Consider the following 26966-nt stretch of genomic DNA (forward strand, 5'->3'; position numbering starts at 1 on the left):
CGGTGACGATTCACAGCTGCCATGCCGGTGTCCCACAGCAGCTGGATCCGCTGGCCGGATCTGATGCGAGACGCCGGGTCCGACTCGCTCGGACCTGCTACCTGGCGTTCTCCACCACCATGGACACTATCGGGGTACCCGCAGGATCGAACAAGTTCAGACCGCATGAGTCGCACTCGCCGTCAACAGGCTTCGCTTCCGTCTTGGGTAGCTGCCACACGTTCATGCCACCACACGGACAGACAATGGTGTAAAGCACCTCAGGAGAAGGCCGATCCAGACCCCACGCCCGACTCGACGCCCTCGTGCGACGCATGACGCCAACACGGTACGTGTCGTCTCCAGAACGCAGTTCGCCAAGCGCCAATCCCATACCCGCCAGGGCATCATCCACTGCGCGCAGGATCGCTGGCACGTGCTCACCGCGCTCCAAGTCAGCCCCGGCTGCTTCCCTGGCTGCGGACTCGACCGCAGCGACAACCGCGCGGTCCGCCTTCCCAAAGGCCGCCACCCGACCCGCCACGAACTGCGCTACCTGTCCGGGCTGGTCCTCACCAGACCAGTCGACCGGCAAGAGAACCCCCTCCCGGATCAAGGAATCCACCAAATCGTCCACGTCGAACACGAACCCCCGCTCAGCCGCCGCAAGGAAAAACGCCATATCGTTCATGACGCCAGCATACGAACGATCCTCCGACGACTACGCACCAAAACGTGGTTCACCCGAATGCCGTAATCGCTGGTCATTCGGTGAGGTTGCCCGGGTCGAGGTGGCCGGTAGATGGTCTTGCGGGAGACGTTGGATGTCACCAGGAAGCTTCGAACATGACCTCATCCGTGAACGCACCTCCGCCGGCCTGGCCGCCGCGCGCGCCCGCGGCCGGCCGCGAACACCGCCATCCATCGCCGCGAGTCACACATCACTGGGCTCCCCGGAGGGTTCGGTATGCCGACAGTCGATCCCGCACGGAGCCGTTACGACCAGGAGCCCCACGGATGCCCTCTGGAACGGGCTCTCACAACGGGGAGGCCGCGACGAGAACCGCCAAAGGCGACAACATGGTTTGACCAACGAACAGCAGCGAACAATTGCCAACTTGGATGACGAAGATCGCGCCGTGTCGTCGTCAACCTAGTTGTCACACCGCAGGTCAGAGTGCCGGGATATGACAACTACGATGACGATTCACACCGGCGGACGGGCCGCACTCCGTCCAGCGCTCCCACCACACCTGGACCGAGCCCGATTTCCCACGGGCGGTAGCGGGCCGAAAGTCCCTACGGCTGACGCCCAACCCGCAACAATCACAGAGACCGGGCCCCAGGAACTGGAAGTCCGCGCTGCGATCATCACTGTCATCCGGAGCCGCACAAGGAAGACAGCGAGCCTTGAAAGGCGCTGGCCAGATGGTGCGCTCGTTCTCTATACGGCGGACCTGCGTGACGTGTGCCTGGTCGGCGCGGACCTGCGCGGCGCGGACCTGTCCGGCGCGAACCTGGTCGAGGTTTCTGGGGGTCGCTTGCGCGCGGCGCCCGCGGTTGTCCGGCTTGATCGACAACCAGGGTGGCCGATGGGGTGCCGGTGTGGTCCACGCGCACATTGGTGACTTGGCCGTCGCGGCTGCGGACGGCCGCGGTGACTGTGTGGGTGCCGATGTCGAGCGCAAGGACGGTGCAGGGCATGGGGGGCGATCGTGGCCCGAGTGTCTCTACCGGACGCCTGCACGGTGCGATGCCATGCACGCCCGGTTGCGCTGCACTGGCACTAGTGCCTGCGAAGTGCTAAACCGAGAGGAGCACAGCCGAGCCGATATCCCACCACGGTGGCGGGGTGCGGCCCACCAACCTGTAGGAGGTGGTTGCTGTGCCACTTCGATTCGATCCATTCCGCGATTTCGACCGGCTCAGCGAGCAGATGCTCGGGGCGGCAGCCGGATCCGCCCGGGCCCCACGGTTCATGCCGATGGACCTCTACCGGTCCGGCGATCACTACGTCCTGCACGCCGACCTTCCCGGCGTGGATCCCGGTTCCGTCGAGGTCAGTGTCGATGGCGGCATCCTCACCGTGAAGGCCCAGCGCAGCGAGCGCACCGAACACGATGTGCAGTGGTTGGCCTCAGAACGCTTCACAGGGGGTTACATGCGCCAGCTGTCTCTCGGCGACGGAATTGACTCCGAGCACATCGCCGCGACCTATCAGAACGGGGTGCTCACCGTCACCCTCCCTGTGGTGGAGAAGGCCAAGCCCAGGCGCATCGAGATCACTCCAGGCGCCAGCGACGAAACGAAGATCATCGCGCCCGCCGACGCACCCGGGCAGGCCACCACGACCTGACTTCGTCCCCAGACGGGGTCAACCTTGCCCAGGCGATCGACGCGGGTCGGCGGCGGGTAAGTCTGCGCCTCGGCAACGGCACCTCGGTACCTTCTGAGAGGTCAGGTGTCAGCGCTTCGGCAGGGCCGTATCACCGGGTGATGGAGGAACGACAGCGCTGACATGAGGTGCCGGCGCAGGAGGTGGAGCGACGAGGGGTGCAATCTGCACCTGCGGTGCCGATGTGGGAAACCAACCGTTCGCGCAGTTCGGCGAACCGGCCGCCGGTGGCCGCAACGGCGGCTGCAGGTCGACACCGCAAGCGGTCGTATGCCACGTCCGCGGTGTAGCCGAGTTCTGCGAGGCGCGGCGCCGTCGAGAAGCAGTCCGGCCCAAGACCTCGCCAGTCGACCAGGGTGGCCACGGCTCCCCCGGCGCCAGCGCGACGACGCTACGGCGCCATCCGGACCCAGTCCTCGGTCTGCCTCAGGACATCGTCGTCGCTGCGCCCGACCATCGCGAAGATCGAGTCGGCTCGCGACGTCGGATCCACACTGCTCGGTGTCCCCATGCCCCGTTCCCTCGCAACGGGTCTGCTGCACGACCGGTCAACCTGTCCAATCCGCATGCAGCCAGACGAACGCCATTGGTGAACACCCATGGGACCGTGTCGGTGATCGCAATCGAGACTCCCCAGCCACCGGACTCGCCCGGATCGCGGGTGTTCGGGAGCTGACACACAGCCGCGCGAACCGGGCCCGAGGGCGCCCGCTCGCCGTGCACAATGGCGCGAGTGACGTTGGAAGAAACTCAGGGACCGGGGCGCGGCGAGGATTTCGCCACCCTCGCCGCGCATGTGAAGGACTTCCGCGCCGGCGGCTACGACGTCGACACCGTCACCGAGTCGGTGTGCGCGAAATGCGGCGGACGAGCCTTCGAGATAGGCGTGGACGACGAGGCGGGGTGCGCCGAACGGCTATGTGTGGGCTGCGGCGACGCCGTCCTGATCGCCGACAGCGTGGACCACTGGCCTGAGGCCGAACCGGTCCAGTGCGAATGCCCTTGCGGCGGCGAGGAGTTCGCCATCGCCGTCGGCTTCGCCCCGGTCGGCGACGGGAGCGACGACGTGCGCTGGGTGAGCATCGGGCTGCGGTGTCTGCGAGACGGGATGCTCGGCGTGTACACGGACTGGAAGATCGACTACAGCCCTTCGGGCCATCTGCGAGGCATGGCGTAGGCGGGACGTACCCCGAAGATCATCGACGAACCGGGCATCACGCCCGGCCGCAGGACGTCTCGCCCATCACGGCGGCTATGTCGGGGGTCTCGAACGCCGACCAGACCCCCAACCTCACAGGAAGCTCTCTTCGCTACGGGTTGCCGAGATCGAATTTTGGAGTGCCCCCCGTGGCCGGCACCCGGCTCTCCAACCCTCGCGCAGTTCGCTCCTCGAACCACCCCGCGAAATGCGACCTCCCGCCACGAGCGGCGCCGGGGGCATCCATACCCAGCCTCTTTCCCGGCGTAGCCAGCTGTTCTTCCGTGGACCATCGGCAACGGAAGTGGCGCAAAGACCGGGCGGGACCGATCGAATCGGGCCGGGTGTCACATTTCCGTCACGGTCGGTGTCTCTACGTGTGTGTGATCGAGGTCGGCGAGAGGGCGGGGAGGTTGTGGCGATGACGCATGGCCACAGCAGGACTTGCATCCGCTCACACGAATGGCAGGACACGACATGGATACGACATCGGCAGGAGAATCATCGTGAAGGCACTGATCGTGTGCACATCCGTCTCGCACGGCAACACCAGAAAGATCGCCGAAGTCATGGGCGGAGTGCTGTCGGCGCCGGTCGTGGCTCCCGAGCAGGTCGATCCAGCCGCGTTGGCAGGCTACGACCTGGTGGGATTCGGGTCCGGGATCTTCCAGATGTCGTTCCACCCACAGCTCCGAGACTTCGTCAGGGCCCTCCCGCCGCAGCCTGCAACCGCGGCGTTCCTGTTCTCCACCAGCGGCCTTCCCGAACCTCCGCTGCGGCGCTACAACCGTTCTCTCGAACGACTACTCGAGCAGAAGGGGCTCGAGGTGGTCGACACGTTCTCCTGCCGGGCGTTCGACACCTACCTGCCGTTCAAGCTCGTCGGCGGCATCAGAAAGGGACGGCCAGACACCAACGATCTGCGGGCAGCGCGTACATTCGCCGAGCACCTGCGCTCGCGGACAATCCCCGCGTCCTGAGCGGTCCGATGCCAGATCACGATCACGCCATCCAACGCACCGCCGGGGTGAGTCCCCTGGAGTGATGTGAATCTGGAGCGGCCCGGCGCCGGGGAATCCGTGAGGGAGATCAACTCCTCGACCCGTTTGTCGGAATTGGGAAGACCTGCTCTGGTGAGGAACGACGCCGTCACTTCTCGGGCTATGGCGTGGACTTCGAACTGCGTCGTCAGCTTTCCTCGAAGCAGCGGTTCGTCATCGAGTTCGAGACCGGCCACGATCGAGCTGCAGAGTCGCCGCCCGAGTTGTCACATCGCAAGTCAGAGCTTCGGGCAATGACAACTTCGCGATTCACAACGGCCGGTAACCGGCCGCGTGGTTGGCAATTTGCCAGGTGAAACTCGAGACCGGCGCAGTCGCCGCAAATGCCGTGTGCCGGTGCCGGCAGTCAGCGCACCGATGTCACTGGCGCGCCAGCCACTCCGACAGTCGCGTCTGCGCCAGCTCTGCATCACGGCCGGGCAGCAGGCTCTCGGGCCCGAGCACCGCCCCGAAGTACCGCGCCCGGGGATCGGTGACCACCGTGCGCGGATCGGAACGCGCGGCCAGTACTGTGCCGATCCACTGGTCCATGCCGAACACTTCCGGACCCGCTGCCTCGACGGTGCCGTTCAGCGGAGTGCCCACCGCCGTGCGGCCCACGACCGATGACACCTCGTCCGCGGCAATGGGTTGCACACCTGCGCCCGGGAGCCGAACCTCGCCGTCGACAGTCGCGGAATCGGCTATGCCCCCGGCAAATTCGAAAAACTGCGTCGCGTGCACCAGCGAGTAGGGCAGGCCCGATCCCTCAATCAGTTCCTCCTGCGCCGCCTTCGCCCGCAGGTACCCGGACTCCGGCAACCGATCCGCACCGACCACCGACAAGGCGACGTAGTGTCCGACGCCGGCCGCGGCGGCGGCCGCGAGCAGGTTCGTGGTGGAGGTCCGGAAGAAGTTCATGACGTCGTCGTCGGCGAACGACGGCGAATTGGAGACATCGACCACCACGTTCGCATCCTGGAGCACCTCCCCCACTCCCTCACCGGTGAGCGTGTTCACGCCCGTGCTGGGTGCGGCCGGAACCGCTTGGTGGCCAGCCTCACTCAGACGAGCGACGAGCGTCGAGCCGATCAGCCCGGTGCCGCCGATGACGACGATCTTCATGCTCAATTCCTTCCGTCGGCGCATTGCTTCGGGACCGGCGAGGGCCCTGCGAACACGATGGGGCAACCGGCCATTTCGTGACGGCGCCGCTGTTCGGATGCGCGTAACCCACGTGAGAGGGATTGCTCTCGACCGCACCCGCTCCCGCCGCGTGACTGGCGCAATTGGCGCAACTGCACGGAATCTCGCCATCCTACCTCCGCCCAAACAGCCAGGGGTACCGTCGCGCTCGGGCCTGGTGCATCCGGTGCAGGTCAAGGCGGTGGCTGGGCTTCCTCCTCGGACTGTCCCCCAGCTGCCGAGCACTCCCTCGGGAGCTGACTCGAGGGCGCCCGCGGGCCTGCCGACGCACCTGCTCCCGCGCGGCGCTCCGATGATCACCCGCGTCAGGTGAAGCGCACGGCCACCCGGTTGCCGAGGGTTGTATTCGGGGGTTCGGGGGTACACGCGAGGAGAGATGCAATGGCCAAACCATTCCGGGGTGTCGCCAACGTGGACATCCGTGACTCCGTTCCCGACTGGTCCCCGTTCGAACCACCCAGGGCCCCCGCCGGGGCGCCCAACGTCGTCTACGTCGTCCTCGACGACGTCGGATTCTCCGCAATGGGCTGCTACGGCGGACCGATCGAAACACCGAACATCGATCGGATCGCCGCCAAGGGCGTCCGGTACACCCAGTGGCACACGACGGCACTGTGCTCGCCCACGCGTTCCTGTCTGCTGACAGGACGCAACCACACGCGCAACAGCATGGCTTGCATCACCGAGGCGGCGAGCGGATTCCCGAACGCGAGCGGAACCATTCCGCCGGAGAACGGGATGCTCTCGGAAATCCTCGGCGAACAGGGTTGGAACACCTACATGGTGGGCAAGTGGCACCTGTGCCCGACCGATGAGATGAACCTGGCCGCCACCCGCCGAAACTGGCCGAGCGGGCGAGGTTTCGAGCGGTGGTACGGGTTCCTCGGCGCGGAGACCAACCAGTGGTACCCGGACCTGGTCTACGACAACCACCCGGTCGACCAACCTCGTTCCCCGGAGGAGGGATACCACCTCACCGAGGACATCACCGACAAGGCAATCGAGTTCATCAAGGATGCCAAGGCGATCGCGCCGGACAAGCCGTTCTTCCTCTACTACGCACCCGGTGCATGTCACGCCCCACACCACGCTCCGAAGGAGTGGATCGACAAGTTCAAGGGCAAGTTCGACATGGGCTACGACACGCTCCGAGAACAGACCCTCGCCCGGCAGAAGGAACTGGGCATCGTCTCGGCGGACACCGAACTTCCGCCGGTCAACCCGATCGGCACCCCCGAGACCCGATCCGGCCCGGAGGGCCAACCGTTCCCGGAACTCGACTACACCCGGCCCTGGGACTCTCTGGGCGACGACGAAAAACGCCTCTTCGCGCGCATGGCCGAGGTCTACGCCGGCTTCCTGGCCCACGCCGACCATCACATCGGGCGGTTGCTCGATCATCTGGAGCAGACCGATCAGATGGAAAACACCGTGGTGGTCGTCGTCTCGGACAACGGCGCGAGCGGTGAGGGCGGCCCGAACGGCTCCGTCAACGAGATGAAGTTCGCCAACGGCGTCCCGGACGACCTCGCGGAGAACCTCGCGCAGCTCGACGATCTCGGAAGCCCCAAGACGTACAACCACTACGCCAACGGCTGGGCGATGGCGTTCAACACCCCGTTCAAGATGTGGAAGCGCTACGAGTTCAATGGCGGAACCGCCGACCCGTGCATCATCTCGTGGCCGGCGGGCACCAAGGCCCGAAACGAGATCCGCGATCAGTACCACCACGCGATCGACCTCGTGCCGACGATCCTGGACATCCTCGGTGTCGACGCCCCCGAGACGATCAAGGGTCATGTCCAGAGCCCGTTCGACGGCGTCAGCATGCGGAGCAGCATCGACGACAAGTCCGCACCGTCGACCCGGAAGACCCAGTTCTACGCGATGCTCGGCTCGCGTTCGATCTGGCACGAGGGATGGAAGGCCGTCACGACCCATCCGACCCTCGCGGGCTGGGGGCACTTCAACGACGACGAATGGGAGCTCTACCACACCGACGTCGATCGCGCGGAGGTCAACAACCTGGCTGCGGAGCACCCCGAGAAGCTCCGGGAGTTGGTCAACGTCTGGTTCGCGGAAGCCGGCGCGAACGGGGCCTTCCCGCTGGACGATCGATCAGCAGTCGAGATCCTGAACACGGCCCGACCCCAGCTCTCCGCGGTGCGCGATCGGTACGTGTACTACCCGGACGTCGCCGCGGTCTCGGAGTGGCAGGCGGTCAGCACCCGCGGCAGGTCGTTCGTGATCGGCGCGCTCGTCGACATCCCGGCACCGGGAGCCGAGGGCGTGCTCTTCGCGATCGGCTCCCGCTTCGGCGGCCACGCGCTGTACGTGAAGGACGGCCGGCTGCACTACGTCAACAACTTCGTGGGCAGCGAAGAACAGGTTGTCGTCGGCTCCGAGGACATCCCCACCGGCACGGACCTGATTCTGTCTGCCTCGTTCGAAAAGGACGGGCAGGAGCCCACTTTCACCACGGGAATCCTGTCCCTCTTCCACGCCGGCCGGAAGGTCGGCGAAGGCCGCATCAAGACCCAGTTGGGGGCGTTCGCGATCGCCGGCGCCGGGCTCTACGTCGGCCGGCACCCCGGCGAGGCGATCACCGAGGACTACCCGGGCGCATCACCCCACCACTTCACCGGCGGCACGATCGATCGGGTCGCCGTCGACGTGAGCGGTGAGCCGTACCTCGATCTCGAGCGGGAAGCCACCCTGATGATCATGCGGGAGTGATGCCGCACAGTCGTGAGGCTCGTCGGGTCGTCCCGCGGACTCCGACCCAAGCGCCGAGCGCCGCCAAGCAGTAGCGGCGGCGCTCGGCGCTTGGGTCGTCAACGGGACTGCCTGGGTCGCGCGGATCCCACCGCGGCCCCGCGGGGTGGGCGAGTGTGCGGCCGCACACATAGGTTGTGCACAACTGAAACGTGCACTACCGTTCTTGTCGTGACCGACGATCTCGCCCTCGACCGGCAGGTGTGCTTCGCCCTCTACTCGGCGTCCCGAGCGGCCACCGCGGCGTACCGGCCGCTGCTCGACGAGCTGGGCGTCACCTACCCCCAGTACCTGGTGCTCCTGGTCCTCTGGGAGCGCGACGGCCGCGGGGTGCGCGAGATCTGCGACGAGCTGGGCCTCGACACCGGCACCCTCTCGCCGCTGCTGAAACGACTCGAGGGCCTCGGCCTGGTCGAGCGTCGGCGCCTGATCAGCGACGAGCGACGCGTCGAGATCCACCTCACCGACGCCGGCACCGCCCTGCGCGAGCGCGCCGCAGACATTCCCCGCAAGCTCGCGGCGGCCACCGGGATGTCGGAGGAGGAGCTGTTGGCGCTCCGGCAGGCACTGCTCCGGGTCGTCGCGGCCCTGCACGGCTCCACCTCCTGATCGCCGGCCGGCACAGATCCCCTACCGACACCGATTCCCCTACCAAGGAGACACACCATGAAGGCTCTCTACACCGCGGAGGCGCTCGCCACCGGCGACGGCCGCAACGGGCACGCCCGCTCGTCCGACGGCCGGCTCGACTTCGACCTCGCGATCCCGGTCGCGATGGGCGGCACCGGCGAAGGCACCAACCCCGAGCAGTTGTTCGCGGCCGGCTACGCGGCCTGCTTCCACTCCGCGCTGCAGGTGGTCGCCCGCCAGGCCAAGGCGAACGTCGCCGACTCCGCGGTCGGCGCCCGGGTGGGCATCGGCTCGCTCGAGGGCGGCGGATTCGGCCTCGAGGTCACCCTCGAGGTGTCCCTGCCGCACCTCGCTCGCGCCGAGGCCGAGGAGCTGACGGCGAAGGCCCACCAGGTCTGCCCGTACTCGAACGCCACCCGCGGCAACATCGACGTCGCCCTCGTGATCGCCGAGGCCGGCGAATGAGCGTCACCGGCAAGGAGATCCAGCTCGCCTCCCGGCCCGACGGCTGGCCGACGCCGGAGAACTTCCGGCTCGCGGAGGTGCCCGTCCCCGAGCTCGAGGACGGCCAGCTCCTGGTCCGCAACATCGTGATGTCCGTCGACCCGTACATGCGCGGGCGGATGAACGACGTCAAGTCCTACCTGCCGCCCTTCGCGCTCGACGCCCCGCTCGACGGCGGCGCGGTCGGCGAGGTGATCGCCTCCCGCACGCCGTCGCACCCGGTCGGCAGCACCGTCGTCCACGGTCTGGGCTGGCGGGAGCTGGCGGTGGTCCCCGCCGCGTCCGCACGTCCGGTGGACGTCACCGTGGCGCCCGCCTCCGCCTACCTCGGCGCGCTCGGCATGACCGGCCTGACCGCGTACGCCGGACTGACCTCGATCGCTCAGTTCCGCGAGGGCGACACCGTCTTCGTCTCCGGCGCCGCCGGCGCGGTCGGCTCCCTCGTCGGCCAGATGGCCAAGCTCCTCGGCGCCGACCGCGTGGTCGGCAGCGCCGGCTCCCCCGCCAAGGTGGCGCGGCTGCTCGACCTGGGCTTCGACGCCGCCTTCGACTACCACGACGGCCCGGTCTCCGACCAGCTCTCGGCGGCGGCACCGGACGGAATCGACGTCTACTTCGACAACGTCGGCGGCGAGCACCTCGAGGCGGCCATCGGCGCGATGAACCACGGCGGACGCATCGCCCTGTGCGGCGCGATCGCCCAGTACAACAGCACCGAACCGCCGGCGGCGCCGCGCAACCTCGCCGCGGTGATCGGACAGGCGATCACCCTGCGCGGCTTCCTGGTCGGCTCCCAGCAGCACCTCGCCCCGGAGTTCCGCGACCACATGACGCGGTGGCTGGCCGACGGCCGGATCCAGTTCGACGAGACCGCCGTGCACGGCCTCGAGAACGCGCCGACCGCGTTCATCGGACTCATGCGCGGAGAGAACACCGGGAAGATGGTCGTCACCCTCTGACCTGACCGGCCGCAGGATGCCCCGCCCACTGTTGACAACGTGCGTTGTCACTCCTAGCGTCGACCCCATCGAGGGTGGGCTGAACATGGGAGTGTCGATGGCGCACGAGGTCGCGGTACCGCTGGACGAAACATCGCTGACCTGGAAGTACTTCGGCGACTGGCGGGGCATCCTGCTCGGACTGTGGGCCGGGTCGATGCAGAACATGCACCCTCAACTGGGGGCGGGCGTCGAGGAGCACTCGCTCTTCTTCGACGAGCGCTGGGAGCGGCTCTACCGCTCGCTCTACCCGATCTACGGCGTCGTCTACGACGGTGAACGGGCCGAGCAGACGGCCGTGGAGATCCGCGGCTACCACCGCACCATCAAGGGCATCGACAAGAAGGGCCGACCGTACAGCGCCCTCAACCCCGAGACGTTCTACTGGGCGCACGCCACCTTCGCGATGGGCCCGATCGCGGTCAACAAGTACTTCGGCGACCGGCTCACCGAGTCGGACAAGGAACGGCTCTACGCCGAGAGCATCCAGTGGTACCGGCTGTACGGAATGACCATGCGCAACGTCCCGCCGGACTGGAAGTCGTTCCAGGAGTACTGGAACGACATGTGCGTCAACGTACTCGAGGACAACAAGGCCACCCGCGACGTGCTCGACATCGGCCGGCTGGAGCGGCCGCCGTTCATGTCCTGGCTGCCCGCGCCGTTGTGGCGTCTGGCCCGCATCCCGGTTGCCCGCGGATACGTGTGGCTCACCGTCGGGATGTACCCGGACCCGGTGCGTAAACGGCTGGGGTACAAGTGGTCCCGCGCGGACGAACTTGCCCTGGTGGCGCTCGGGCGGGCGGTGGCGTGGTCCTGGAAGCTGCTGCCCTTCGACCGGCGCTTCCACCCGCGGGCCCGGTCCGCCTGGCAGCGCTCCCGCGGCGAGCTACCGGCCACCGCCCCGCTGGTGCAGACGCCGGCGCGCAACCTGCCACCGGCCGAGCGCCGGGACCTGCCGCAGCACTACTCGCCGACGCCGAGCTGACCAGCCGCGCGCTAGCGACCGGCGAACAGCCGCGCCCACACCGCATGGTCGGTGCGCGGCCCGCTCGGGGTGTCCGCGCCGTACCGGGCGATCTCGGCCACGATGTCGAGCGGGCGGGTCGGCGGCATCCCGGGCACCAACTCCTCCTCGATGCGGGCGTCCGGCACCAGCCAGCAGACCTCGAAGTCGATGCCGTCGGGGTCCTTCGCGTACAGCGCCTTGGTGGATCCGTGGTTGCTCGCACCCACCAGGGCCCCTGCCGCGGAGAGCCTTTCGCGCATCTCGGCGAGGTCGGTCAGGGTGTCCACCTCCCACGCCAGGTGGTAGAGGCCGACGTCGCCCTGACGCGCCCGACTCGGCCCGCTCGGACTCTGGAACAGGCCGAGGTCGTGGTCGTTGGCCGAGTTCGCGGCCTGCAGGAAGGCCGCGCCCGGGAATCCGCCCGGCAGCGGACGGAAGCTGAGCACGTCGACGTAGAACGCGAGGCTGCGCTCGAGGTCGGAGACAAACAGGACGGCATGGTTCAGTCTGCGAATCGCCATGTGTACGAACTCAACTCCCGAACGAGTAGTGGACGCCGGTGAGGCGCTCGGACTGCGCCCACAGGCCTCTGGCAATCGACTCGTCGCGCGACTTGCGGTTGGACACCACCACCTTCGGGTAGCCGCGCTGCTCGAACGGGCCGTCGGGCCCGATGAAGGTGCCACCGGAGACGTCGGGCGCCGTGGCCGCGTACAACTCGGGCAGCGCACCCATCTCGGCGCTCTGCGCGAACAGGTCACCGATGCCCATCAGGCGGTCCCACACCGACTCGGTGTGCGACTGCAGGTTCGTCGACGCGTAGCCGGGATGCGCGGCAACGGATTTCACCTTGGATCCGGCGGCGGTAAGCCGCCGCTGCAACTCGTAGGTGAACAGCAGATTGGCGAGCTTGGACTGCCCGTACGCCGACCATCGGCGGTACCGACGGCGCTCCCAGTTCAGGTCGGCCAGGTCGACCGTGCCGAGCTTGTGCGCCAGGCTGGACATGGTGACCACCCGGTCGGTGACCCGGTCGAGCAGCAGGCCGGTGAGCGCGAAGTGCCCCAGGTGGTTGGTGCCGATCTGCATCTCGAAACCGTCTGCGGTGCTGCGCCGGGGAACCGCCATGACGCCGGCGTTGTTCACCAGGACGTCGACCTTCTCGATCCCGGAGGCGAAATCCCGGACCGAGGCCAGGTCCGCGAGGTCCAGCCTGCGAACCTCGGCGTTGTCGCCGATTTCGGCCGCGACCCGCTGGCCCTTCGCGACGTCTCGGCAGGCCAGCACGACATGCGCGCCGGACGCGGCGAGCGCCCGCGCGGTCACCTCCCCCAGCCCGCTGTTCGCACCGGTCACCACGAAGGTGCGTCCGCGCTGGTCGACGATGTCCTCAGTGGTCCACTTCGTCATCCGTCCAGCATACGAGTGCGGGCGCCGATCCAATCGATCAGCGCCCGCACCCGTCCGTATGCCGGCTACTGCTGGCCGCTCCGGATCCCGCCCGAGAGGGACCTGATCAGGTCTTCGAGGTCGTCGAAGTCGAAGTTGCTGGAACCGTTGTCGGCGGCATGGGGCCGCGTGATCGGCGTGGCTTGGGTGGATGAACCGAGCGGGGAGGAGTCGCAGGCCAGTCCCCCCTCGGTGTGGCTCTGACCCGGCGGGCAGATCACCTGCCCGGGGGCGGCGTGTGCGGCTGCGGGCGCCAGCAGGATTCCTGCGGTTGCGAACATGAGGCTCGCAACGATACGTCGCTTCAATCTGACTCCAAATCACTCGTATCCGGCGCCTCCTGCGGCCCCGGCTCTCGATGCGACCGGACGCTACATGAGCGTCGAATGACGCATGACAACTTTGCGAATACCATTACGCCGCAGCAATTTTAAGTGTCGTACACTACGGAGTGCGCTGCGGTCCACCTGCACGAAAAGGCCGGTCGAAGAACCTCCCGTCGGTCGCGCCCGACAACTACTCAATTCAGTCAGGAAGAGACATGACGGACAAATCGCTGGGGCTGGCCGTGATCGGCACCGGGTTCGGTTGCATCACACACGTGCCCGCGTTCCGCGACGCGGGCTTCGAGGTGCGCGCGCTGATCGGACGCGACCGCGCGCGTACCGCCGAACGGGCCCGGCGGATGGACATCGAGCACGCGGTCACCTCCCTCGACGAAGCGCTCGGGGCCGCCGACATCGACGCCGTCACCATCGCCACTCCCCCACACACGCACGCCGCGCTGGCCATCGAGGCGGCCGAGCGCGGCCTGCATGTGGTGTGCGAGAAGCCGTTCGCGGCGAACCTCGCCGAGGCCAGCGCAATGCTCGAGGCCGTGGAGAGGGCCGGCGTCGTGCACCAGATCGGCACCGAGTTCCGGTACGCGACGGAGCAGGCGCTGCTGCGCCGCCAGGTGGCCGCAGGCGCCATCGGCACACCCCGACTGGCGACGTTCCTGATGCACCTGCCGATGTTCGCGGACCCGTCCAGCCAAGCCCCGGACTGGTGGACCGACGCTGCCAGCGGCGGTGGCTGGCTCGGCGCGCAGGGCACCCACATGATCGACCAGATCCGAAGCACCCTGGGTGAATTCGAGATGGTCAGCGCCGGGCTGCCGGTGGTGGCCGACCGGGGAGCGGACGCGGAGGGACGCGGCGCCGAGGACAGCTTCACGGTGCACTTCCGGACCGTTTCCGGGGTGGACGGGGTACTGCAGAGCACCGTCGGCGCCTGGGGGCCGATGCTGATGACGACCAGGGTCTCCGGCACGACGGGCACGCTCTGGATCGACGGCCGCACGCTTCGGCAGGCCGACGCCGACGGCGACCGGGAGGTTCCGGTGCCGGCGGACCTGGTGAACCCGGCGCCGGTGCCGCCGCCGCACGACCTGTTCGAGACGACGTACGACTGGATGCACGCCACCGGCCTCGACCGTGCCCCGTACACCAGGCTGGCCGACGCCTTCCGGCGGCAGATCCTCGGTGAGACGATCGGCGCGGACGAACCCCGACCCGCCACCTTCGCAGACGGCGTCGCCGGCCAGGCCGTACTCGACGCGATCCGACTCTCGGCGACGCAGGGCCGGTCGGTCCGGCTGAGCGACCTGACCTGAGGCGAAACGACGTCGGCGCGGCCCCACCGGGGGACCGCGCCGACGTCGTTCGGTACGGCTACCGCTCAGCCGTCACGAGCGGTCAGTTCTGGCCGCTGGTGATGCCGCCCGAGGTTGAGCTGCCCGTCGGGAGTGCGTCGAACAGACCACCGAGCGAACCGAACAGGTCGTCGGTCGACCCCGCGCCGACACCCGGAGTACCCGGATCCGTCTGCTTCTGTGACGCGAACCAGGTCTGGTAGGTGGGCTGGCCGTTGCGCTGGCTGTAGGTGAAGGTGAGCGTCTTGAGCGGCACCGTCGGCTCGAACCAGGCTGCGGCACCATCGGTGTCGCCGGCCGCCGCATTGCCGGTCAGAGTGCCGTTGCCGTCCCAACTGGGCAGGTCGGCGTTGGCGACGCACGGCGACGGGGTTCCACCGCAGTAGTTGAACGTCGACTTGAAGCCGAGCGCCGACGCCGGCACCGCCGCTCCCGCGGCATTGGTCGCCGAGACGACGACCTTGTCGGCGTCGATGTCGCCGAGCACGAACGTCCAGCCGCTGGCCGGGGTCGGCGAGCTGAAGGTGTAGGTCGTGATCGACGGCGTGTTCGCATCGACCTTGGGACGCAGGTTGAGGTACTGACGGTCCTTGCTCGTGCCGTACTTCGCACCCACAGGCGTCGCCGCGTTGAGGAAGGTGCTGGCACCGGTCTGGACGCCGGCCGCGGCCCTGGAGTCGCTTGCGATGGTGGCCGTCGGGAAGCCGTCGCCGAGCGTCAGGGTGCCCGTGTATGCCTGCGAACCACCGGTGAAGGTCATCGTCCCCCAGGTACTGACGACATCCGCCGATGCCCCGGCGGGCAGCGTCAGTGCAGCTACCGAGGCCAGAAGGACGGCGGTACCCAGTCGTCGTTTCATTCGAACTCCTGCCAATCGAGTGAATGCGCCACACACTGTCCGGCGCAGCTGTCGCCCCGGACAGCGACGTCAACATAGCCGGGGCACAGCGCGAATTCCCGGGTTCTGCGGATTATGTGCAGCCACGATCGGAATTGGTCGCGGCCCACGACGGGACGTCACAGCTCAGGCATACCGTTACGGTGTGCCCGCCATCCCGCTCCCCGTCCGCAACGGACTAAACCCCACCCGGCTGAGGCTGCCCGGCGACGGCGGGTGGCCGACCGTCCTCGAGTACCTGCTCGCCCGGTTCCCCGACGACACCGCACGCCTGCTCGAGAAGGTGTCCGCCGCCGAGGTGGTGGACGGTGAGGGGCGCCCGGTCACCGCCACCACCGCCTACCGGCCACACACCTTCGTCTTCCTGTACCGCGACCCGCCCACCGAGGCCCGGGTCCCGTTCGAGGTGGAACTGCTGCACCGCGACGAGAACCTCCTGGTGGTGGACAAACCGCACTTTCTCGCGAGCACACCGCGCGGCCGGTACGTCGCGGAGTCGGCACTGGTACGACTGCGCCGCGACCTGGACCTGCCGGAACTGACCCCGGCGCATCGACTGGACCGGGTCACCGCGGGCGTGCTGGTCTTCACCGTCCGACCACAGGCGCGGGGGGCCTACCAGTCCCTGTTCGACCAGCGCAGGGTACGCAAGGAGTACGAGGCAATCGCCGGATACGACCCGTCAATCACCCTGCCACTGACGATCAGCAGCCGAATCATCAAGCAGCGCGGGACAATCCAGGCCGAGGAAGTGCCCGGCGAACCGAACGCCGAGACCCGGGTCGAACTGCTCGAGGTACGCGGCGAGCGGGCGCGGTACCGACTGCTCCCCCACACCGGGAAGATGCACCAGCTGCGCGTGCACCTGAGCTCGCTCGGCATCCCGATCGTCGGCGACGACTTCTACCCGCGGCTGCTCGACGTCGCACCGGACGACTACTCGAACCCGCTGCAACTGCTGGCCAGGTCCCTGACCTTCGAGGACCCGTACAGCGGGGAGTCGCGAACATTCACCAGCCGGCGCCGCCTGACCGGCTGGCACTGACCCCGCCACCTGCGCCTCCCGGACCGGCACCCCACAACTACTACAGGCGGTAGTGGACTGCGTCACATTAACTAGACTCTCAGATGCCAATTAAATACGTTCTGGTCATGAGCCTCTCCGCAGCGTCCACCGAAGTCATCCGCGCGACCCTTCCGGCCGTCGGCGCGGCCATCGAAGAGATCACCACGCTCTTCTACTCGAAGATGTTCGCGGCCCACCCCGAACTTGAACGCGACCTGTTCAACCGCGGCAACCAGAAGCAGGGCGAGCAGCAGAAGGCCCTCGCCGGCGCCATTGCCGCGTTCGCCGCACTGCAGGTCAGCCCCGACGCCGACCGCACCGACGTGATCATGTCGCGGATCGCCCACAAGCACGCCTCGCTCGGCATCACCGCCGACCAGTACGAGATCGTCCACAAGTACCTCTTCGAGGCCATCGTCGAGGTGCTCGGCGCGGCGGTCACGCCCGAGGTCGCCGCGGCCTGGGACGAGGTCTACTGGCTGATGGCCAACACCCTGATCAGGATCGAGGCCGACCTCTACGCAGAGGCAGGGGTCCCCGCCGGCCAGGTCTGGCGGACCGTCACCGTCGGCAGGCGAGTCCTGCAGTCCGCGGACACAGTCTCCTTCGTCCTCACCTCCACCGACGGCACACCGTTGCCGAACTACCTTCCCGGGCAGTACATCTCGGTGAGTGTGCCGCTCCCCGACGGCGCGCACCAGATCCGCCAGTACAGCCTGGTCGGGGCGCCGTCGGCGACCGAGTGGCAGATCAGCGTCAAGGCCGTCCCCGGCGGTGTCGCGCCGGACGGTACCGAGAAGCCGGCCGGCGAGGTGTCGAACTTCCTGTACCACAACGTCTTCGAGGGTGACAGCCTGTCGGTTTCGCACCCGTTCGGCGACCTGGTACTCGAGCAGGACGACGCGCCCCTGTTGCTGGTGTCTGCCGGGATCGGCTGCACCCCGATGATCGGCATGCTCAACCATCTCGCCGACACCGACGACCGGCGCACGGTGTCCGTCCTGCACGCGGACCGTTCACCGGCCCACCATGCCCATCGGGCCGAGCTGACCGAACTGGTGCAGCGCGTCCCGTTTGCGACGATGCACCGCTGGTACGAGGACCTCGGCGCCCGACTGCCGGGCGGCACCACGCACAGCGGTCGGGCGGACCTGTCCACGATCGAGATCGAGGCGGGCACCAAGGTGTACCTGTGCGGGCCCCTGCCGTTCATGCTCGCGGTTCGCGACTCGCTGCTCGCGCGTGACGTGCCCGCAGACGCGATCCACTACGAGGTGTTCGGGCCGGACAGTTGGTCCGCCAACGCCTGACCACCCGCCACCGGGCCCCGGCTCACCCGAGTCGGGGCCCCGCGCGGCGACCGTCACGAACTCCAGGTCCACGGAGCCAGCTTGGCGGGGTCGAAAACGACGTTGTACCAGGCATTTGCCTCGGGGTCGTAGGTACACGGCACGAGTATCGTCATGCGCCAGCCCGGCTCGAGGGCGCTGGCCTTGCCGCAGAGGTACTGCCCCGCCTCGCCCGAGTACTCGGCCCGGAAGAACGGGCCGACCTGCCAACTCGATGCGCTGGCGGTACCCGCGCCCAGCAAGATCGGCGCGGCCAACAGGCCGAGAACTGCCGCGCTCCGGTGGATCGCTCGCTCCGCCATGGCCGCTCCTCGCGTTGCGTCACCCTCGCATGCCTTGTCGGCCCGGGCGGACACGCCGTTACGTGGGGCAGTCGTTCGGCACATCGGCCGACGAACCGGTTCGCGCACAGGGCACCCCCACGGAAGCCGGGGCAGTCGAAACTCCGGACGGGAGCACCTCTCAGTCGTTGCCGTGACATGACAGTGACAGTCGACACATGTTCGGCATCGGGGGCCCTTTCGGGGTCGCGAACGGCCTTCGACGCCATCTGCGCGAGCCGCGCTGGGAGCACCCAAGGGGGGCCTGTGAGGTACGCCATACCGGCCGATCCGGGCGCGAAACCTTCCCCGGACACAAAAAAACCCGAGATTCAGTTTCCTGAACCTCGGGCCTGTTCTCGATCTTGGTGGCCAGGGCCGGGATCGAACCGGCGACCTTCCGCTTTTCAGGCGGACGCTCGTACCAACTGAGCTACCTGGCCGGACGGCACCCGAACCGAATGCCTATCGCACTAAAATTCTGTCGCACTGCATTGTTCTCAGCCAATTGACTGAGAACAATGCTTTGCGACCCTGACGGGACTCGAACCCGCGACCTCCGCCGTGACAGGGCGGCGCGCTAACCAACTGCGCCACAGGGCCTTGCTGGAGTGCTTGTGTCAGAAGCACTCGGTGTAACCGGTAGAGAATGTATCAGGTGGAGCGTCTAACTTGTTAATCCGTACCCCCTACGGGATTCGAACCCGCGCTACCGCCTTGAAAGGGCGGCGTCCTAGGCCGCTAGACGAAGGGGGCGCCGCCGGATCTCTCCGGCAAGTACCCTCAACGGCGTTCCGTTGGGAGCTGGGATAGCTTAGGACACATCAGCGGAGAAACTCAAATCGGCTGGTCAGGGTCGGTTTTTGGGCCATTTTCGCTGGCCGGGCGCCCCGCTGCCTCGCGCAGGTCCAGCCAACCGTCCCGCCGCCACTGCTCGAGCCAACTCGGCGACGCCATGGCCGCCAGCACCACCTCCAGAGCCTCCTCGAACCGTTCGCCGAGTTCGGTGGTGTCGGTGGTGAGGTCGAGCATGTAGCGCTGGCCGGCGAGAGCCGCGCCGAGCACCCGGGTGAACGACTCGGGGTTGGCGCCCTCACGCAACAACCCCTCGGCCTCCGCCCGCAGCACCAGTTCGTGCGCCGTGTGCCCCCAGACCTGACTGCCGCCCGAGCGCACCTCCTCGTAGAACTCCGGCTCCACGATCAGACGGAACTCCGCCTGGACGATGACATCGGAGGCGAATCGTTCGGCGAGTTCGACGATGATGCCGTGCAGCACCTGGAACGGGTCGGCGTCGACCCGCTTCCAGCGGTCCGTCGAGTCGGTGTACCGGTCGAGTGCGACCGCCAGCACGGCCCGCGCCAGCTCTTCCTTGGACTCGAAGTGGAAGTACATCGCTCCCTTGGTGGCGTGCGAACCCTCGAGAATCGCGTTCACCGACGCTGCCGCGTAACCACGACGGGCGAACTCCACCGCCGCTGCCTCGACAATCGCGGCTCGGGTCCGACGCGCGCGTTCCTGTTGACGTGCCATGTGAGCTTGTCCGCCTCCGAAACGTGCTGCCCCCGTACTCGCCCCCGCCGGGCCCACCAGGACCCCGTGGTCACCCTAGCCCGGACGCACCACAATTGCGTCAACCAACTGCGCCGACCCTACTCAGAAGTAAGAAAGCTTTCCGCAAGAACACACCAGGTGGTATGCTTTGAATTGGCTCGGGTGCGCCGCAGGGGGTGCGCACCCGAGCCGTTCACGTCTCGTGGACGCCCGGTCGAACCATGCCTCCCGCGCGCCCACTAGACTCCTGCTGCGCCGGCCCCTTTAGCTCAGTTGGTAGAGCTACGGACTTTTAATCCGCAGGTCCTCGGTTCGAGCCCGAGAGGGGGCACCACCGTCCCGCCAGGCCCCGCCTGGCGGGACGGAGTGCATCAAGCGCCCGAGGTAACCCGTCGCCGCCCCCGCCCATGTGCGAATGGTCACATTCCGGACACGATTCAACCGGCGCCGCCCGACCCGGTACGAATCCCCATCGAAATCCGTAAACCGTTGCAGCAAAGCGAAATTGGCCGCAATTACGCCACGGCAGAGCACCCTTCACCCCCGGTCGCACGGGACGAAAACCCGACCAACCTGCCCGCAACGGGACGTCGCGCCCGAGCGGCACAGTTCCCTGCGGGCCGCTGCTCTGATACCACTTAGAGGCAGAACACGGCATGGAACGGCCATTTCGATTATCGGTCAACATGATTCGAAAATAGGAACTGGACGAACGCCCAATTAGGAACCGGAAAGGCGGTGCGTGGCCATGAGCCCCTCCGACGTCAGGCTCCACCCCACCCTCACCCCCAGGCGCGCGGCATCATTCCAGCAAGACTGCCCGGGACCCCGAGTCGCCGACTCGGCCAGGACCCGCGCCACCGACACCGAACTGGGTCACATCACCCTCCGCACGCTCGAGGGTCTCGACGCATCCCCCCTGGACGACGACGACGCGGCCGGCCTGGGACGACTCGTCCGGAAGATCGTGAACAGCCATGCCGGGCTGCCCGACGGGTTCGACAGTGTCGAGGACCTCTCCCGCGCGTACCTCGACGCGGTCCGCAGCCGTCCCGGCGCCCGGCGTTCACGAGACGCCGCGGCGCGCACCTTGACTCGGCTTCGCAACACCGCCCAGCGTTAGCCGAGAGGCCGCCCGCGCGCACGGGTCGACACCGGACCCGAACTGGGATCAGAATGGGGTCACAGTGGATCCGGCGCGAGGGAGGCCGTCATGTTGGATTCGGAACACGCCCGCGAGGTCAGACGAGACATCCTGGTAGTGGTCACCGGTGTGGCCCTCATCCTGCTCAGCCTGTGGCTACCAGTGCAGGGCGACGAGCAGATCACAGGTTCGATCCTCATTCTCGGGATGCTCGCGTACTCCGCCGGCCTGTGGGCGATGACCACCGAGTCGCGTTCGAGCCACTGGGGCCTGGTGGCACTCGGACTCTTCCTGCTCGCCGCCCCGCTGGCGATGAACTACCCGCCCGGCACCACCACCGCGGCGGCCGTCTCCGTGGCGGCCGGCGCGATCATCGCCGGCGTGGGCGCGCTCGGCCTGATGCGGGTGAACCGGCACGAGCCGACCTCCGCCGACAAGTTGCAGCACCAGCCCGCCTGATCCGCCCCACACTCGCCGCGGGCGGGCCCGCCCGCGGCGTGAATCCTGCGGTAGCTGCACTACTTTCGCCCGACAACACGCCAGCCAGGTCGAACCATGTCGGGACTGCCGTCCGCTAATGTCAGCGAACCGGGCGTTCGGGGATGGACGCCCACTACAAGGCGGGGCATACATGGCTTCCATTGACGACCTTCTGTCTCAGATCCCGATCGGTCAGATCGCCGCGAAGCTCGGCGTCGACGAGGCCACCGCGGAGACCGCGGTCCGCTCGGCGATCCCGACGCTCGTCGGCGGACTCGAGGCCAACTCACAGGACCCCGCGGGCGCGGCCTCGCTGGAGAGCGCATTGCAGAAGCATGCCGACGACGGCCTGCTCGAAGGCGGCATCGACATCGACCAGGTCGACGCGGCGGACGGCGAGAAGATCGTCAGCAACGTCTTCGGCGACAACACCAACCAGGTTGTCAGTGCCCTCGGCGGGGTCGGCGGCGCGGGTGACAGCTCGCTGGTGAGCAAGCTGCTCCCGATCCTCGCGCCGATCGTCCTGGCGTACGTCGCCAAGCAGTTCGGCGGCGGCGGTGCGACGGCTCCCGCGCAGGCACAGTCGGGTGGTGGACTCGGCGACCTGCTCGGCGGACTGCTCGGCGGCGGCCAGTCGGCGGGCGGACTCGGCAACGTACTGGGCGGACTGCTCGGCGGCAGCGGCGGCGCGGCCGGCGGAATCGGCGGCGCGGCCGGCGGAATCGGCGACCTGCTGGGCGGACTGCTCGGTGGTGGCCGCAAGTAGGCCAGCAACTTCTGCGCGAACGGCGGCACCCATCTTCGGGGCCGCCGTTCGCGCGTTCCGGCCCTCCCGACCACGACTCATATCGGTAACGATTTGAGCGCCGCCCGCGATGCCACAACGGGAACAGTCCAGCTCCTGGCGGTAACGGCCCAGGCTGTGGGCACTGCAAACCACAACACCGCAAGGTTACGGTGCCGTAGGCTGGCGCTCCGAGCCGATTTCCACGGATACATGGAGGCAAGTTAAATGGCCAGAGATTTGACCCAGCTCGAGCTGCTCACGGAGCTGCAGCCCGAAGCCGAAGCCAATCTCAACCGACACCTGTCCATGGCGAAGGACTGGCACCCCCACGACTATGTCCCGTGGGACGAGGGCCGGAACTTCGCCTTCCTGGGTGGTGACGACTGGGATCCGGAGCAGTCCCGCCTGGACGAGGTCGCCAAGGCCGCGATGATCACCAACCTCCTCACCGAGGACAACCTGCCCTCGTACCACCGCGAGATCGCCGAGAACTTCTCCCGGGACGGCGCCTGGGGCACCTGGGTGGGCCGCTGGACCGCCGAGGAGAACCGCCACGGAATCGTGATGCGTGACTACCTCGTCGTGACGCGCAGCGTGGACCCGGTCGCCCTCGAAGAGGCCCGGATGATCCACATGACCAACGGCTACTCCTCCCCCGGCGACACCGAGGGCCTGCTGCACTCGGTCGCGTACGTGACCTTCCAGGAGCTGGCCACCCGCGTCTCGCACCGCAACACCGGCCGGGCCTGCAACGACGACATCGCCGACAAGATGCTCGCCCGCATCGCCGCCGACGAGAACCTGCACATGATCTTCTACCGCAACATCTGCGGCGCAGCCCTCGACGTCTCCCCCGACCAGGCGATGGCCGCCATCACCGACGTCGTCACGCACTTCGAGATGCCCGGCGCAGGCATGCCCAACTTCCGCCGCAACGGCGTCCTGATGGCGAAGCACGGCATCTACGACCTCCGCCAGCACCTCGACGAGGTGGTCATGCCGGTCCTGCGCAAGTGGCAGATCTTCGAGCGCAACGACTTCTCCGACGCCGGTGAGCGCGCCCGCGACACGCTGGCCGCGTTCCTCGAGACGCTCGGATCGAACGCCACCAAGTTCGAGGAGCAGCGCGACCGGATGCTCGCCCGCGAGGCCGCCAAGCGCGAACAGCAGGCCTCCTGACCGACCCAGCTATCCTGTGCCCGGTACCGAACTCGGTGCCGGGCACAGTCATTTTCCTACCGAGGTACACATGTCTTCACTCAAGATCGGCTCGCTGGAGCTGCGCAGCCCCGTCGTGCTCGCCCCCATGGCAGGCATCACGAACGTCGCATTCCGCACCCTCTGCCGGGAGCTGGAGACCGCCCGCGCCGGCAGCACCTCCGGCCTGTACGTGTGCGAGATGGTGACCGCGCGGGCCCTGGTCGAACGGCAGCCGGCCACCCTGCACATGACCACCTTCGGCCCCACCGAGTCGCCGCGGTCCCTGCAGCTGTACACGGTGGACCCGGACACCACGTACGCCGCCGCGAAGATGATCGTCGACGAGAACATGGCCGACCACATCGACATGAACTTCGGCTGCCCGGTCCCGAAGGTCACCAGCAAGGGCGGCGGTGCCGCACTGCCCTACAAGCGGACCCTGTTCGGCAGGATCGTCGCGGCCGCGGTCAAGGCCACCGAGGGAACCGACATCCCGGTCACGGTGAAGTTCCGCGTCGGCATCGACGACGAGCACCACACCCACCTCGACGCCGGCCGGATCGCCGCCGGGGAGGGCGCCGCGGCCGTGGCGCTGCACGCCCGGACCGCCGCCCAGCGGTACTCCGGCACGGCAGACTGGGGCGAGATCGCCCGCCTCAAGGAGCACGTCACCGACGTCCCCGTGCTCGGCAACGGCGACATCTTCGCCGCCGAGGACGCCGTGCGGATGATGGCCGAGACCGGCTGCGACGGCGTCGTCGTCGGCCGCGGCTGCCTCGGCAGGCCCTGGCTGTTCGCCGAGCTCAGTGCGGCCCTGAACGGCACCCCCGAGCCCACACCACCGACCCTCGGCGAGGTGGCCACCATCATCCGCAGGCACGCCGAACTGCTCGCGGACCACCACGGTGAGGGCAAGGGCCTGCGCGAACTGCGCAAGCATGTCGCCTGGTACCTGCGTGGCTTCCCGGCCGGCTCGGACATGCGGGTGGCCATGGCCATGGTGTCGACGCTCGACGAACTCGACGGGCTCCTCGTCCAGCTCCCCACGGATGTCCCGTTCCCCAAGGACGCCGAGGGCCCGCGCGGACGACAGGGTTCGCCCGGCAAGGTCTCCCTGCCTGAGGGCTGGCTCGACGATCCCGAGGACTGCCTCGTCCCGGCCGGCGCCGATCTCATGCATTCGGGCGGCTGACCAGTCGTCTTCCAACCGGGGTGGAACCCTCGGGCTGGATAAGTATCATGTTGGAACCCATCACGGGTCGACGTCGAAGTTCGTGCGAGAGGCAAGGATCCATAGGTGGGTGACGAGCAGAGTCCGGGCCACATGCCCGAGGGTCGTGCCCCCTGGGAGAGACCGATCTCCCACGTCAGCGATCCGCAGCTCAGTCCTCGCCACACCCCTCTCCCCGTCCCGCCGGCCGACGCCGACCGCACCCCGTCGGGCCGGATCCGCGGGCGCAGCGGCGACCCGAGCGAGCGGCTGTCCGTCTCGGAGCTGATGGACAGGGTCGGCCAGGACGACGACCCCGCCGTGGCGCAGACCCCGGAGACCCCGGAGGCGGCCACCGGTTGGCCGGGCCGCGCCGAGCCCACGCCGATCGTCCCGGAGGGACCCGCCGCGGAGGCCGTCGCCGCCGGCACCCGGCTGGCGGCAAGCAAGCGGCGTAAGCAGAAGCGCATCCGGGTGCTCGGCCGCAGCGCCGTTGCACTCGTCGCGGTGGCCTCGCTCACGGTGACCGGCGTCGCGTGGGGCTACCTGCGTGCCACCGACAACGGCTTCCTCCAGGTCGCCGCGCTGGACCCGGACAGCACCGACGTCGTCGACCCCGGCGGCCAGTACGGCGACGAGACCTACCTGATCGTCGGCACCGACACCCGCGCGGGCGCCAACGGCGAGATCGGCGCGGGCTCGGTCGCCGACGCCGAGGGCACCCGCGCGGACACCGTCATCCTGGTGAACATCCCGGCCGACCGCAGCCGGGTGGTCGCGGTCTCCTTCCCCCGGGACCTCGACATCGTGCGCCCCAGCTGCCAGGCCTGGGACAACGACAAGGGCCAGTACACCAACGAGATCAACCCAGGCGCCGACAACGACAAGCTGAACTCCGCGTACGCGTACGGCGGGCCGAAATGCCTGGTCAAGGTCGTCCAGAAGATGTCGGGCCTGAAGATCGGCCACTTCATCGGGATGGACTTCTCCGGATTCGAGTCGATGGTCAACCAGATCGGTGGGGTGGAGGTGTGCACGTCCACCCCCCTGATCGACGACGAACTCGGTGCCGTGCTGCCGAACGCGGGCCGCCAGACCGTGGACGGCGCCACCGCACTGAACTACGTGCGGGCCCGCAAGGTGGAGGCCGAGGGCAACGGCGACTACGGCAGGATCAAGCGTCAGCAGATCTTCCTGTCCTCGCTGTTGCGGTCGGCACTGTCGAACAAGGTCCTCTTCGACCCGGGCAAGCTCAACGGATTCATCACCGCGTTCACCCGGGAGACGTTCGTGCAGAACGTCGACACCAAGTCGCTGGTGACGCTGGGCCGGTCGCTGCAGAAGGTGGACGCCGGCGCGGTCACCTTCCTGACCGTCCCGACCGCGGGCACCAACGAGCTGGGCAACGAGATCCCGCGACTGGACGACATCAAGGCGATCTTCCAGGCGATCATCGACGACGAACCGCTGCCCGGCGAGGAGCGCAAGGCACCCGAGCCCGACAAGTCGGCCGCCGCCGCACCCGCGACCGCCACCACGCCGGCCCCGGAGCCGCAACTGCTCTCGGTGGACCCGAGCGAGGTGTCCCTCCAGGTGTCGAACGCGTCAGGCGTGACCGGTATCGCCGCCGGCGCCGCCGAGAAGCTCGGCGCGGAGGGCTTCCAGATCTACAGCGTCGGCAATTACAGCGGCACCAGCACGAACACCCTGATCCGCTACGCCCCCGGCCAGGCCGAGGAGGCCGCCACCGTGGCCGCCTCCATCCCCGGCGCCCTGCTCCAGGAGACCTCCACGGCGGACCTCGGCGGCCTGATCGACGTGGTGCTCGGCTCGAACTTCACCGGCGCAGTCAACCCCGCGAAGCCGGCGGACACCGCGCTGCAGCCGCAGATGGCGCCGAAGAGCACCGTCATCTCCGGCACCACGATCGAGGAGTTGCCCGCGGACCTGTCGTTCACCAACGCGGCGGACGACACCTGCGCGTGAGGCGTCCGACCTCCCCACTGACCTGGTCGCCCGTACCGCGCTGACGTGCACTGCCGGTTCACGCAACGTTCACCCGCTGCTCGTGACTTGGTCCCT

At 68.0% G+C, this 26966-nt stretch carries 26 protein-coding genes and 4 tRNA genes; 19 read left to right on the forward strand and 11 right to left on the reverse strand.

All coding sequences use genetic code 11. The features are described 5' to 3' along the window. Window positions 1-97: 97 nt before the first annotated feature. A complete protein-coding gene (locus tag RT2_RS02770) occupies window positions 98-670 on the reverse strand; it encodes a DUF6630 family protein (protein WP_072842993.1) in 573 nt (190 codons plus the stop codon). A gap of 508 nt (window positions 671-1178) precedes the next feature. Here RT2_RS02770 and RT2_RS26780 point away from each other — a divergent pair. The 4 genes from RT2_RS26780 to RT2_RS02790 all read left to right on the forward strand — a co-directional run bounded on the left by RT2_RS26780 (window position 1179) and on the right by RT2_RS02790 (window position 4552). Further along, complete coding sequence (locus RT2_RS26780) at window positions 1179-1607, forward strand: pentapeptide repeat-containing protein (protein ID WP_371851132.1); 429 nt, start codon at window positions 1179-1181, stop codon at window positions 1605-1607. Window positions 1608-1915: 308 nt separating this feature from the next. Continuing rightward, window positions 1916-2335 carry an Hsp20/alpha crystallin family protein gene (locus RT2_RS02780; protein ID WP_072842995.1) on the forward strand — a complete coding sequence of 140 codons (420 nt, stop codon included), beginning with the start codon at window positions 1916-1918 and terminating at the stop codon, window positions 2333-2335. 772 nt (window positions 2336-3107) lie between these two features. After that, the gene (locus RT2_RS02785; RefSeq protein WP_139191121.1) at window positions 3108-3551 is read left to right on the forward strand and encodes a hypothetical protein; all 444 of its coding nucleotides are present in this window, start codon (window positions 3108-3110) and stop codon (window positions 3549-3551) included. Window positions 3552-4000: 449 nt separating this feature from the next. Continuing rightward, window positions 4001-4552, forward strand: a complete 552-nt coding sequence (locus RT2_RS02790; RefSeq protein ID WP_425439047.1) for a flavodoxin family protein — start codon at window positions 4001-4003, stop codon at window positions 4550-4552. A 441-nt stretch (window positions 4553-4993) separates the two neighbouring features. Here RT2_RS02790 and RT2_RS02795 read toward each other — a convergent pair whose 3' ends face one another. Beyond that, window positions 4994-5737 (reverse strand): SDR family oxidoreductase, encoded by a 744-nt coding sequence (locus tag RT2_RS02795; protein WP_072842998.1) that lies wholly within the window; start codon window positions 5735-5737, stop codon window positions 4994-4996. Window positions 5738-6199: 462 nt separating this feature from the next. Here RT2_RS02795 and RT2_RS02800 point away from each other — a divergent pair, with 462 nt between their 5' ends. From RT2_RS02800 to RT2_RS02820, 5 genes are all read left to right on the forward strand, one after another. After that, window positions 6200-8554, forward strand: a complete 2355-nt coding sequence (locus RT2_RS02800; RefSeq protein ID WP_072842999.1) for an arylsulfatase — start codon at window positions 6200-6202, stop codon at window positions 8552-8554. Window positions 8555-8764: 210 nt separating this feature from the next. Further along, window positions 8765-9202 carry a MarR family winged helix-turn-helix transcriptional regulator gene (locus tag RT2_RS02805; protein ID WP_072843000.1) on the forward strand — a complete coding sequence of 146 codons (438 nt, stop codon included), beginning with the start codon at window positions 8765-8767 and terminating at the stop codon, window positions 9200-9202. A gap of 57 nt (window positions 9203-9259) precedes the next feature. Continuing rightward, the gene (locus RT2_RS02810; RefSeq protein ID WP_072843001.1) at window positions 9260-9688 is read left to right on the forward strand and encodes an organic hydroperoxide resistance protein; all 429 of its coding nucleotides are present in this window, start codon (window positions 9260-9262) and stop codon (window positions 9686-9688) included. Continuing rightward, a complete protein-coding gene (locus tag RT2_RS02815; protein ID WP_072843002.1) occupies window positions 9685-10686 on the forward strand; it encodes an NADP-dependent oxidoreductase in 1002 nt (333 codons plus the stop codon). The genes RT2_RS02810 and RT2_RS02815 overlap by 4 nt, the downstream gene beginning before the upstream one ends. Before the next feature lie 97 nt (window positions 10687-10783). After that, on the forward strand, window positions 10784-11713 hold the full coding sequence (locus RT2_RS02820; protein WP_072843230.1) for an oxygenase MpaB family protein: 930 nt from the start codon (window positions 10784-10786) through the stop codon (window positions 11711-11713). Window positions 11714-11724: 11 nt separating this feature from the next. Here the strand turns inward: RT2_RS02820 and RT2_RS02825 are convergent, their stop codons facing one another. The 3 genes from RT2_RS02825 to RT2_RS02835 all read right to left on the reverse strand — a co-directional run bounded on the left by RT2_RS02825 (window position 11725) and on the right by RT2_RS02835 (window position 13464). Next, complete coding sequence (locus RT2_RS02825) at window positions 11725-12255, reverse strand: VOC family protein (protein ID WP_072843003.1); 531 nt, start codon at window positions 12253-12255, stop codon at window positions 11725-11727. Window positions 12256-12265: 10 nt separating this feature from the next. After that, window positions 12266-13144, reverse strand: a complete 879-nt coding sequence (locus RT2_RS02830; protein WP_072843004.1) for an oxidoreductase — start codon at window positions 13142-13144, stop codon at window positions 12266-12268. A gap of 65 nt (window positions 13145-13209) precedes the next feature. Continuing rightward, window positions 13210-13464 (reverse strand): hypothetical protein, encoded by a 255-nt coding sequence (locus RT2_RS02835; RefSeq protein WP_072843005.1) that lies wholly within the window; start codon window positions 13462-13464, stop codon window positions 13210-13212. Window positions 13465-13724: 260 nt separating this feature from the next. Here RT2_RS02835 and RT2_RS02840 point away from each other — a divergent pair, with 260 nt between their 5' ends. Beyond that, complete coding sequence (locus RT2_RS02840) at window positions 13725-14837, forward strand: Gfo/Idh/MocA family protein (protein ID WP_072843006.1); 1113 nt, start codon at window positions 13725-13727, stop codon at window positions 14835-14837. An 82-nt stretch (window positions 14838-14919) separates the two neighbouring features. Here RT2_RS02840 and RT2_RS02845 read toward each other — a convergent pair whose 3' ends face one another. After that, entirely contained in the window at window positions 14920-15735 is an 816-nt protein-coding gene (locus RT2_RS02845) for a hypothetical protein (RefSeq protein WP_139191120.1), read from the reverse strand. 184 nt (window positions 15736-15919) lie between these two features. Between RT2_RS02845 and RT2_RS02850 the strand changes: the two genes are divergently transcribed. Next, window positions 15920-16819 carry a pseudouridine synthase gene (locus RT2_RS02850; RefSeq protein WP_072843008.1) on the forward strand — a complete coding sequence of 300 codons (900 nt, stop codon included), beginning with the start codon at window positions 15920-15922 and terminating at the stop codon, window positions 16817-16819. Window positions 16820-16926: 107 nt separating this feature from the next. After that, window positions 16927-18150 carry a globin domain-containing protein gene (locus RT2_RS02855; RefSeq protein ID WP_072843009.1) on the forward strand — a complete coding sequence of 408 codons (1224 nt, stop codon included), beginning with the start codon at window positions 16927-16929 and terminating at the stop codon, window positions 18148-18150. A gap of 53 nt (window positions 18151-18203) precedes the next feature. Here the strand turns inward: RT2_RS02855 and RT2_RS02860 are convergent, their stop codons facing one another. The 5 genes from RT2_RS02860 to RT2_RS02880 form a co-directional block, all read right to left on the reverse strand. Beyond that, window positions 18204-18491, reverse strand: a complete 288-nt coding sequence (locus RT2_RS02860) for a hypothetical protein (protein ID WP_072843231.1) — start codon at window positions 18489-18491, stop codon at window positions 18204-18206. A 384-nt stretch (window positions 18492-18875) separates the two neighbouring features. Further along, window positions 18876-18952, reverse strand: a tRNA-Phe gene (locus RT2_RS02865). 86 nt (window positions 18953-19038) lie between these two features. Further along, a tRNA-Asp gene (locus tag RT2_RS02870) sits at window positions 19039-19112 on the reverse strand. A gap of 80 nt (window positions 19113-19192) precedes the next feature. Beyond that, a tRNA-Glu gene (locus RT2_RS02875) sits at window positions 19193-19265 on the reverse strand. Between the two features lie 81 nt (window positions 19266-19346). Further along, the gene (locus RT2_RS02880) at window positions 19347-20042 is read right to left on the reverse strand and encodes a ScbR family autoregulator-binding transcription factor (RefSeq protein ID WP_072843010.1); all 696 of its coding nucleotides are present in this window, start codon (window positions 20040-20042) and stop codon (window positions 19347-19349) included. A gap of 279 nt (window positions 20043-20321) precedes the next feature. On the opposite strand from RT2_RS02880, the gene RT2_RS02885 reads away from it, so the two are divergent. The 7 genes from RT2_RS02885 to RT2_RS02915 all read left to right on the forward strand — a co-directional run bounded on the left by RT2_RS02885 (window position 20322) and on the right by RT2_RS02915 (window position 26870). Then, a tRNA-Lys gene (locus RT2_RS02885) sits at window positions 20322-20397 on the forward strand. Window positions 20398-20811: 414 nt separating this feature from the next. Beyond that, window positions 20812-21186, forward strand: coding sequence for a hypothetical protein (locus RT2_RS02890; RefSeq protein WP_072843011.1), 375 nt, complete (start codon window positions 20812-20814; stop codon window positions 21184-21186). 90 nt (window positions 21187-21276) lie between these two features. After that, entirely contained in the window at window positions 21277-21666 is a 390-nt protein-coding gene (locus RT2_RS02895; protein ID WP_072843012.1) for an SPW repeat domain-containing protein, read from the forward strand. A 172-nt stretch (window positions 21667-21838) separates the two neighbouring features. After that, the gene (locus RT2_RS02900) at window positions 21839-22453 is read left to right on the forward strand and encodes a DUF937 domain-containing protein (RefSeq protein ID WP_072843013.1); all 615 of its coding nucleotides are present in this window, start codon (window positions 21839-21841) and stop codon (window positions 22451-22453) included. Window positions 22454-22699: 246 nt separating this feature from the next. Continuing rightward, complete coding sequence (locus RT2_RS02905) at window positions 22700-23653, forward strand: acyl-ACP desaturase (RefSeq protein ID WP_072843014.1); 954 nt, start codon at window positions 22700-22702, stop codon at window positions 23651-23653. Between the two features lie 70 nt (window positions 23654-23723). Further along, window positions 23724-24866 (forward strand): tRNA dihydrouridine synthase DusB, encoded by a 1143-nt coding sequence (gene dusB / locus RT2_RS02910; RefSeq protein ID WP_072843015.1) that lies wholly within the window; start codon window positions 23724-23726, stop codon window positions 24864-24866. Window positions 24867-24971: 105 nt separating this feature from the next. Further along, window positions 24972-26870, forward strand: a complete 1899-nt coding sequence (locus RT2_RS02915; RefSeq protein WP_072843016.1) for an LCP family protein — start codon at window positions 24972-24974, stop codon at window positions 26868-26870. Window positions 26871-26966 lie beyond the last annotated feature (96 nt).

This window comes from Rhodococcus tukisamuensis NBRC 100609 (genome assembly GCF_001894985.1).
Lineage (GTDB): Bacteria > Actinomycetota > Actinomycetes > Mycobacteriales > Mycobacteriaceae > Rhodococcus_G > Rhodococcus_G tukisamuensis.